Genomic DNA, 8,864 nt, shown 5'->3' on the forward strand with positions numbered 1-8,864 from the left:
GCCCGGCCGAGGATATCTATGCGGGCACCATCCGCAGTTCGTGTTTCTGGGAGCACGAAGCTATCGCCAACTATATGGGCGAACAGCACTTCAGCCATCCTGATAGCGTCACCCGCAACGTCCTAAAGACCGCCAGCCACGGTGATGATGAAGGTGCCCAGAAGGTTCAGATCACGGCCCACGGTTTCCGTGGTATAAACCGGACCGATCACATCTCAGTTCGTGGCGATGACGGCTATACTCATCAGGTGCCAGTGCATTGGATCGAGTATATTCCGGTGGATCGCACCTCCGACATACTCGTGTGCGATCAGACATCGACACCTTTAACTGCCTCCGAGACCACCGCACCGCGTTGGCATAGCCATTTCGCTCAGCATGGTCTCACACCCGAAAACGCCGTCGCCCGCCGCTCCATATTCGCAGCCATGCTGCGATAAAGTAAAAGGTGCTCGACGTTGCGTTCAACATCGCACCGTGATCATAGCCCTACCCTTTGAGGAGGTGTCCACCTCGGACCGTTCGGGCATCGAGGAATGGCGTGTGCGAGCCGCGCTAAAGAGGACCGCTTTGCCGATCTTGACAAGGAGAAAGGCATTCTGCGTCTCCGCCTGTCCAGAGTCCCCATCCCTTAGTTTTTTAAGGACGGCCAGGATGCGCCATGAACGTTCATACTGACCACGTCGTGAAAGCGACGTTCACGCATAACTTAGGCGTCCGCTCAGTGGCGAGATGCCTACTTCTGCTTCCGACCCTTCCGGAATCTCTGAAGGTCAGCTTTTCGCCCTCCCGACCCTTTTACGGCTAAGAGGCCACTCCCCGAAACCCTACCGTCAGCTCAAATGCGGCTCGCTCCGATCAGGCGGCGGGCGGGGTGAGGTCGAGGCGCAACGCCTTGCCAATACGTTCGGCGTCCGGCTCGAACACTCTGGCTTCTTCGGCGTAGATCGACCAGTCGCGGACTCGTGCAGCGATCTCGGAGATCAGGCCGAGCGCCTTGCGCCGCTTGAAGCCGCAGTGGGCGCCGAAGGTGACTAGGTCTTCGAGATCGAAATCGTCGCGCTTGCCATTCAGGCTCATCTGGTGGGCGTTGGTCCAGTCGCCGGACGGGTTCCACGCATAGGCGACGTCGAAGGCCGGAGACAGCCGCCAGGTGCCAGAGCGGTCCATCAGGAAGGCGATGTTCTTCACATGGTCGTCCTGGTTGCGGATGAACAGGTTGAAGACGGCGCGGCGAAACTGCTGTTCGAGATCGACGGCGTCCAGATCGAGCAGGCGGATCGTCTCGATCGCCTGTTCGTAGCTGTAGGCGCCGGCGGCGTTGAAGTCGTAATGGCGCAGGGCGGCCAGAGACTGCATGTGGACCTTCTTGCCGGTCGTGGTGCGGTCGAAGCGACGGGTCATGAAGTGGCTGCGACCGCCTTCGTGATGCAGGCGGCATTCCGACATGTCGATGCCGGCGTCGCGCGCCATCTGGGAGAAGGCGTATTCGATCAGACCGAACCCTTGTGGATCGGCAAGCTCCTTGTCACGGTTGTTGCTGACGCCGTCGAACTTCATCAGCCAATAGCCGAACCCGGCGTCGGCCGAGACCTGGCCCGAACGGAACTCGCCCGTGTCTGGGTTCCAGGCCAGCACGGCCTTGGCGCGAGCGCCGCCGGCCGAGGTGCCGACGCGCAAAATTTCCTCCAGCGCGGCGTGGTCGTCCTCGCCGCCTAGGCCCCCTTGCATCCCGTGACGCATCGAGAGGACCTGATTGGCGAGATCGACCAGAGCGGCGATCTCCAGTCTACGGGAGCGACGGGCCGCCTGACGTTGGGTCGGATGGAACTCCAGAGCGCCCATGCCACGTTCACCGATGTAGCAGAGGCGCTCGACCGGATTGAAGGAGGCGGCTGTCCGGTTCTGACGCGCCAGCCATTCGTTGATCAGGGCGTTGCCGTATTTGTCCGGCAAGGAGTCGGCCAGCAGGCCGGGCAGACCCTTGAAGGCTGGGCGCGGCAGTTCCGGGAAGGCGTAGGGAGCCTCGGTCAGGGGCATGACCAGCGGCGCGACTTCACGGTCGCTGACGGCGAATTCCGGGGTGTACTGGAAGACGCCGTATCCTTCGGCTTCAAGCCAGGTGACGGCGCCAATGTCACGGCCCCACAGGCGGATGGTGGCGTCGGTCAATCTTCGTCTCCCCAGGTCCAGGGCTGGGCCGGCTTTCCGCCGGCTCCGGTCGCGCGACGGCGTTCGGTGGCTGCGGCCAGGCGAACCCGATCCACGGGGCGGACATCCACCGGGGGCGCGAGGGTCTCCATACGATCGCCGAGGCCCAGGGCATCCATCACGCGCAGCAGGGTGTCCAGCGAAGCGTTTTCTCCACCCTCGAGGCGACGTAGGGTGTTGATCCCCACACCGGCGCTATCGGACAACTGGCGTTGCGTCAGGTTGCGGCTCAGGCGTTGCGCCGCAAGGCGTTCGCCGAGCACCCGGGCGCGGCGTGCGAGATCTGTTTCCGCTTCTGCCATGTTAGACCCCTTTTATGGGTGGCTGTGAGCATGTGGAGAAGATGTAACCCTTAGATGGGTATTTACACCCTCTGTTGCGAAAATTCAATTAAAACCCGCATATGGGTGTTTATAGCCCAAATAAGTACCAATCACCCTTCTGTGGGGTGTTGCGACCTATAACCCGTAGGTGCTGTCAGCTTAACTGAGCGAAGTCAAAAGCTTCCCTTCCCTGCTCAATATCAGGCGACAGCAGCCGCCCAAGCAGTATCCACACCGACGCGCAAACGGCGAAGCGTGGACCTGCTGATCAAATGGCGTTGGATATTGAAGCTGTTGTAGATCGCTGCGTGGGTGGTGAAAAATCTCTGGGCTGAGGCTTGGGATCACGCTGAGCGAGTTGGTGGCCCTGGAAGAATAGGTCGCGAGCGGCGATCTAGAACTTCCATGGCTTGCGCCAAGATTTTGGCGTCTTGCAGATAGCTTTGCAAGCAACCTGCAGCGCTGGATAGTTCCAACAGATCAAGGTCGGTTGAGAGGCTCACCGCATACTCGGCCAAGTGCCCTGTAAACACGCCCAACCGAAACTTTGCCTCCAGCTCATCATCGCGGTCGAACATGCCTTGATACAAATCATCTGAGGTCATGAACGGACTACGGCTCTGGTCGCGGAAGAAGTCCACTCCGATGTGAGGTGATTACGCAAATTCGGCAAACACCCCGTACCTTTTGCGCCTAAGGGGCCATTCTTTGAAATCCTACCGTTAACTCGAATGTGGTTCTCTCGAGTTTTTTGTCCTTGAGGCCGAGGAGTTTTCTACGAAATCGGCACCGCATTGGGGGCAGACCACATGGGTCGGCTGGTAGGCAATGGTTCGATGATAGGTAAACTGCAGGTGATTTTTGAAGAGTACCCGTTCACCACACCCATAACAGTGCGTTCTCGTCACTGACATGCCGCAGCCCTTGCAGCCGAGCACCCAGAACTCACGGCCCTTATCCGAAGTCCCCGTGCATTTTCTAACAACATCGTCCGCGTCATGAGCCTTGCCGCATGAAATGCAAAAACTGGCGCTGACTAGGGGCGCGTCCTGAGAGTGAGCTCGCGAGCTGCCGGCTTGACGATTTGCCGCCTTAAACAATTCCTCAAAGAATTTTGCCTGATTTTCCGCAAACACTTCAGTAGGGCGCGCGAAGCATGCCTGCATAAGCAGACCTATAAGGCGGCGGAGGTGAACCTGTGGATCCGATAGGTCGGCATTTGGTGCGAGCCGGATATGGCCATGCCTATGGTCGGTGGGGTGATCTTGCCCATAGTCGCAATGCGGCCCCCAAGCGAGGGGAGAGTTCCTTTGTCGCACACTATTGCCACAGGGCTGTAATACAAAGACAGCATCCTGCTCTTGGCCATAGCCCTTTTGTTGAACCAAGGCCTCGACCATTTCTGAGAGCTCGTCGAAGTGCCAGCGACTACGGAATTTCGCGTCCATCACCAGGCCTGGCGCTTCAGCGAAAAGCTCATCTCTTTCCTCATTGGTGGGTGTTTTAGGCAGATAAGTCACCCTAAGCCGGAAATCTGGCCTACGCCCATTCTTTAGCACAGGCTGAACCTCTAGACGTGCACCAAGCAATATGTCGGGGCGCAACAGGTTGAGTGTCATTTGACCATCGGGTCGGGTGACAGCATCCACCAGTTGTGATTGCCAACCCGTTTCCGGCTCGAAGCCATATTCCGTCATCAGAACCGACAGAATCTTAATCAGACACCAACGCTCGTAAAGTGCACTGGCATGCAATGTGGCGACCGTGTCCAGCCGTTCCAGAGAACCGATGTCGATCCCATTCTCTTGCGCCGCTTCCTGCAACCGACGGAAAGCGGCGAGACAAGCAGCATGGGGCGGGTGAACGCGCCAGCGCAAACCTTGTGGAGGGATCGAAGACGTGCTGACTCCAAGCTCATGCAAGGTTCGATCCAACCTCGCCAGACGAGTATTCCCTGAAGATAGGTTGGCGGAAAGCTGTTGCGCCGACTGGGCATGCTTTCGGTAGTGAGATGCCCGCGACAGACTGACCCGTCCGGCTTGCTTGTATTCTTCACGCGCCTTGCTATCGAGTTGAAGTCGCCAACCGTTGGCTACAAGAGCTTCACGTCGGCTCCGCCGAACTTCCGCGCTTAAGGGGCGGATAGCCCCAACTTGGGCAATCTTGTGCTGGCAATATCGTTTGCCGGTTCCGAAGGCCTTTTCGGTTCTCTCAATCCTTCCGCGCGCCACTCCAAAGTCGAATTTTCTTTCGCTTGCTAAAACTGCGTGGATGATCTCGCCGACGGCTTCGGGCAACACAAGAACATGCGAACCTGCGTACTGGTTTTCGTCTCCTACATTGACAAAATACTCGCTACGCGAACTTCGATAGCTGCGAGTAATTTCGAAACGCTGCCGGTAAAGCTGTTCGTTAGAAGTAGCGTCCGCGCGCCAATTCCAAAGCGGTTTCATCCGCTGCTCGTATTCTTGAAGCTGAGCATCGAAAACTTCAGGGTCGACGTCCTGCCATTCTTTTTCGATCAGAGCTCTACCAGTGGCCTCCAGTTGCTCCACACGCCGATTGAGAGCTACTGTTTGCGCTTGTCCCGCCTTATGCACCATCTGTGCCAAGACTAAAGCGCTCTGGATCATATGACGTAAGTAACGATTGTCGGGAATATCGGGCTCGGCCTTGGCAACTCGGCCCGGCAACACTTTTGCCCAAGGCGCGCGCGCGAGCACACGAAAAGTTGCCGTATTCGGCCGGACTTTGGCGCGGCGCGTGATTCCCGTCGTTTCTTGCAAGTTTCGAGGTAGATCGGCTGCGAGCGATAGTACCGACTCGACGAATCCGTCAAAGGCCGCAGAAATGTTAGCGCCGCCGTTGCGCGAGACACCGCCGCCGCCCTCTTGGCCGAGGACAAGCCACAACAGCTCATCATGAAAATCACGTAGGTAATCGCCCAGCATCACCCCCTCGTGGTGACGGATGATAACGCGCAGCGCATCATCACCGACCAGGATCTCGAACTCCCCAAGGCTGCGTAGAAAAGCGTTGTTATGGCGGCGCTTGCCCCTGTTCCAGTCTAGGGCAGGAATCCACCATATCTCGCCATCTGGAGCGACAACCTTGAGAAAGGCATTTTCGCCCTCATCGTTGCGCCAAGTCGGAACCACACCATCCGGCACCTGCAAGCCAAGCCATGAATTATCATCGGGAAAGACGTCTAGGACGGTTTCAGGCACCCCGTCCTCGTCGATCTCTAAGTCAACGACGCTAACTGTGACCGCACGGGCAAGACCGGGCGCTTTCCATAAGATTTGCAGTTTCGCCGCCCTCAGGCCAAGTCGCATCACCGCACCCAGTAGCTCGCGAGACCATTATTGGCATCCGCCGTCGCCGCGAGTCCTTCGAGCCTCTGGACGCAAGAATCGTCAAGATAGTCGAGATCATCGGCGAATTCCTCCGCCAGAAGATCACGCAGAGCCAGTAGTTGTTCGCGGCGCGGTCGACCATCTGGCATCACCCGCCCGAGATCCAAGGTGAGCTTAGGCAGGACTTTCATGAGAATGATGTTGTTCAGGGCTTCTCTTTCCGTCAGCCCAGCCTCCTGAGCACCTTGCAGATAGCCGAGGCCTTGCCGGATGGCGCGATAGCCAAATTCAACCCCGAGCGGGTCGAGCACGCGGGCAAGCCGCGCCAAGAACTCAGCGGCCGGTAAGGTGCGATCGAAAGCGGGATAGTCCGTGCGGGCCCCGAATTCTTCGGGCAGGATTTGCAGAGCATCGGTCAGCTCCAAGGGTTCGATCTCGTTTTCGATCGCTTCCCAATCGGTCAGGAAGGGATTGTCGAAACGAAGGACGTGAGCACGGTCGAGCACCTTGGGCGACAGACTATGCGTTGTATCGTCCATGTTTACGGCACCCATGATGCGCACATTGGCAGGAAAGCTGAGCGTGCTCCTCGTGCTGAGCACGCCGCTTAGCCCCCGACGCAGGCGAGCATGATGGGCAAGGATAGATTCAGTATTTTTGAAGCCGCCAAAGAGCGTGAGAAAATTATTCGCGGTCTCGTCGGTCAACAGGTCCTCAATCGTGGCCCCCTCATCCAGTTTCGCTTTGAGGCGCGCCTCTTGCTCGATGCTGAGGAAGATCCCGTTTTCCATCAGGACATGGCGCTCTTCGTCTTGCGTGAACAATGGAATTTCAGGCAACCGATCGCGGGTTTCGAGATAGCTAAGGAAATCAGCGAAATAGTATTCGACGCGTGCTAGGTTCATCTCGTCGAGCAGAATGAAATGTAGTCGATTGGGGTCGGCTTCGGCGCGTAGCAGCGCATCGAGGAAGGGGGTCGACTGATATTTGCGCTCGACTGGATTGAAATAGCCGATCAGATCCTCGGGGCCAGTCCAGTTTGGTTTGACCGCGATGATCTCGCAGATGGCTCCGAGGGCCTGGGCGACGGCCTTGACCATCGAGGTTTTACCCGATCCTGAATCGCCGGCAAGGATCACAAGGTCTGATGTCCGCGTTAAGGCGAGGAAGTTCCTTATCCTATCCTGCGTATACATCAGATTACGGCTCCAAAGCACGGCCTGCACATGCGGCGCAAGACGCGAGAAATCTCCGTCAAAGGCTTCGGCCAGGGATAGACCGTTCGCGGCTGGTGGATGAGGATCGCGTAGTCTTTTTAGATCGTCCGCGTCTAACAGACCAAGCGCATGCAGGCGTTCACCCTTGCGTTCAGCGAGTTCTGCAAGAGAGCTGAGCCGAGCTTCCATAAGGGCTTTTTCCTTTTCATATTTGTCGCGCTGGAGATCCAGCTTACGAAGGGCGTCGCGATATTGATTTTCTGTGTCGGCGAGTCTCGCATCCGCGGTGGCTTGATGAGATAAAGCGCGCGCGAGTGCTGAGCTGGCGGCCTCGAGGTTGCTCTGTTCGACGTTCAGTTTCGCCTTGATAGATGCAATCTGCGAGGCAGTTGATTTGTTGGCCCTTGCCATGATGGCGTCGTGGACTGCTGTTTCGAGCAGCGCTACGGTGGCTGGGCCGCGGACGGTAAAGTGCCAGTCCTTCGGCATCTCAGAAAGTGGTCGTAATGTGCCGCGGACCACGTTGCACTGATAGGGATTTTTGTGCTTTTCGCGTTCTTTTTTGGGCGACAGCGTCAACTCTGCAAGGGCCCAGAGATATTTAGCCTGCAGGTCGAAGCCCTGTGGCAGCACGGGTCCAATGAAAGCGCTATGCGATCCATTGATAGCGACGTGAGGGTATCGCAAACTTGAAAAGCTGGACGCGTGTTTTAGATCTTCAAGAAAATAAATTGTTTTCCCGTCTGGCAGCTTCGCTGCACGGATATTGCCGATTACTACAATTCTCTCGTCAGGTTCATAGCCCCATTCGCGCCGTAACTCCGCTAGGGCATACCCCTCTAAGCTGTCGACTTCAAAACTTGTCATGTGACGTCCATGCCATTCACATCTTTAATAAATATCAATATTATCTCTGGGTGGCGCTGTCACGTTAACGGTGACCAGGTCAGAAGCCCCCCTCCCCGCCCTGCTCAAGCCGTTGCCGCCGCCCGTGCCGCGCCGGCTTCGGCGCGGAAGCGGCGAAGAGTTGGTCGGCTGATCAGATGACGCTGGACGTTGAAGGTGTTGTAGATCGCTGCGTGGGTGGTGAGAAATCTTTGCGCTGAGGCCTGGGATTTGAAACCCTGTTGCTGTCTCGCTCTCGTCGTCGGATAGGCAGATGGGAATTCTCGACCCGATTATTCTCCCGTAAGCGCCCGGGGCGGTGGAGATGCTTGAGACCTAGTTCCCGAAGGGCTGAGCCGTACGACGCCAGGCCGTCCGTGGTGATCCGCTCAGGCTCACGGGGTGATTTCGCAGGAGCCGACCGAGCAACTTCAGCGCCGCCGCGTTGTTTCGCCGGCGTTGGACAACGAGGTCTAAAACCTCGCCTTCGTCGTCAACCGCGCGCCACAGATACATGCGTCGGCCACCGATCTTGCAAACCATCTCATCGAGATGCCAACGGCCGGTCGGAGGCGCTCTCCGCTTCTTCAGCCGCCGTGCAATCAGAGGCCCGAACTTGATCGTCCAGCACCGGATCGTTTCATAACTGACGTCAATTCCACGCTGCGCCATGGTGCTGTCAGCTTAACTAAGCGAAGTCGAAAGACCCCTACCCCACGCGTTATCAGACGACAGCCGCCGTCCAAGCAGTATCTGCATCGGCACGAAAGCGACGAAGCGTGGACCTGCTGATCAGATGACGTTGGATGTTGAAGGTGTTGTAGATCGCCGCGTGGGTTGTGAGAAATCTTTGCGCTGAGGCTTGAGATTTG

At 57.5% G+C, this 8,864-nt stretch carries 6 protein-coding genes and 3 pseudogenes; 1 reads left to right on the plus strand and 8 read right to left on the minus strand.

The window, feature by feature from the left end:
• Positions 1–440, plus strand: a 440-nt coding sequence (locus tag RSB01_RS11005) for a hypothetical protein (RefSeq protein WP_332625470.1), incomplete at its 5' end; no start/stop codon positions are given.
• A gap of 418 nt (positions 441–858) precedes the next feature.
• On the opposite strand, the gene RSB01_RS11010 is transcribed toward RSB01_RS11005, so the two are convergent.
• The 8 genes and pseudogenes from RSB01_RS11010 to RSB01_RS11045 form a co-directional block, all read right to left on the minus strand.
• Positions 859–2,172 carry a type II toxin-antitoxin system HipA family toxin gene (locus tag RSB01_RS11010; protein ID WP_332625471.1) on the minus strand — a complete coding sequence of 438 codons (1,314 nt, stop codon included), beginning with the start codon at positions 2,170–2,172 and terminating at the stop codon, positions 859–861.
• Positions 2,169–2,513 (minus strand): helix-turn-helix transcriptional regulator, encoded by a 345-nt coding sequence (locus RSB01_RS11015; protein ID WP_332620533.1) that lies wholly within the window; start codon positions 2,511–2,513, stop codon positions 2,169–2,171. Before RSB01_RS11015 ends, RSB01_RS11010 begins: the two co-directional genes overlap by 4 nt.
• Positions 2,514–2,734: 221 nt before the next feature.
• A pseudogene (locus RSB01_RS11020) lies at positions 2,735–2,869 on the minus strand (IS6 family transposase); the annotation flags it as partial.
• A 9-nt stretch (positions 2,870–2,878) separates the two neighbouring features.
• A complete protein-coding gene (locus tag RSB01_RS11025; protein ID WP_332620535.1) occupies positions 2,879–3,139 on the minus strand; it encodes a hypothetical protein in 261 nt (86 codons plus the stop codon).
• A gap of 117 nt (positions 3,140–3,256) precedes the next feature.
• Positions 3,257–5,869: a hypothetical protein gene (locus RSB01_RS11030; RefSeq protein ID WP_332625472.1), complete on the minus strand. Its 2,613-nt coding sequence runs from the start codon at positions 5,867–5,869 to the stop codon at positions 3,257–3,259.
• Positions 5,869–7,974 carry an AAA family ATPase gene (locus tag RSB01_RS11035; RefSeq protein WP_332625473.1) on the minus strand — a complete coding sequence of 702 codons (2,106 nt, stop codon included), beginning with the start codon at positions 7,972–7,974 and terminating at the stop codon, positions 5,869–5,871. The genes RSB01_RS11030 and RSB01_RS11035 overlap by 1 nt, the downstream gene beginning before the upstream one ends.
• 104 nt (positions 7,975–8,078) lie before the next feature.
• Positions 8,079–8,664: pseudogene (locus RSB01_RS11040) on the minus strand (IS6 family transposase); the annotation flags it as partial.
• Positions 8,665–8,716: 52 nt separating this feature from the next.
• Positions 8,717–8,864: pseudogene (locus tag RSB01_RS11045) on the minus strand (IS6 family transposase); the annotation flags it as partial.

The organism is Brevundimonas sp., assembly GCF_036659295.1.
Taxonomy (GTDB): Bacteria; Pseudomonadota; Alphaproteobacteria; order Caulobacterales; family Caulobacteraceae; genus Brevundimonas.

What these genes read in the sequence shown, in the direction of transcription:
- RSB01_RS11015 (WP_332620533.1), bottom strand. Translation starts at nt 2,513, where the DNA reads ATGGCAGAAGCGGAAACAGATCTCGCACGCCGCGCCCGGGTGCTCGGC.
- RSB01_RS11025 (WP_332620535.1), bottom strand. Translation starts at nt 3,139, where the DNA reads ATGACCTCAGATGATTTGTATCAAGGCATGTTCGACCGCGATGATGAG.
- RSB01_RS11030 (WP_332625472.1), bottom strand. Translation starts at nt 5,869, where the DNA reads ATGCGACTTGGCCTGAGGGCGGCGAAACTGCAAATCTTATGGAAAGCG.
- RSB01_RS11035 (WP_332625473.1), bottom strand. Translation starts at nt 7,974, where the DNA reads ATGACAAGTTTTGAAGTCGACAGCTTAGAGGGGTATGCCCTAGCGGAG.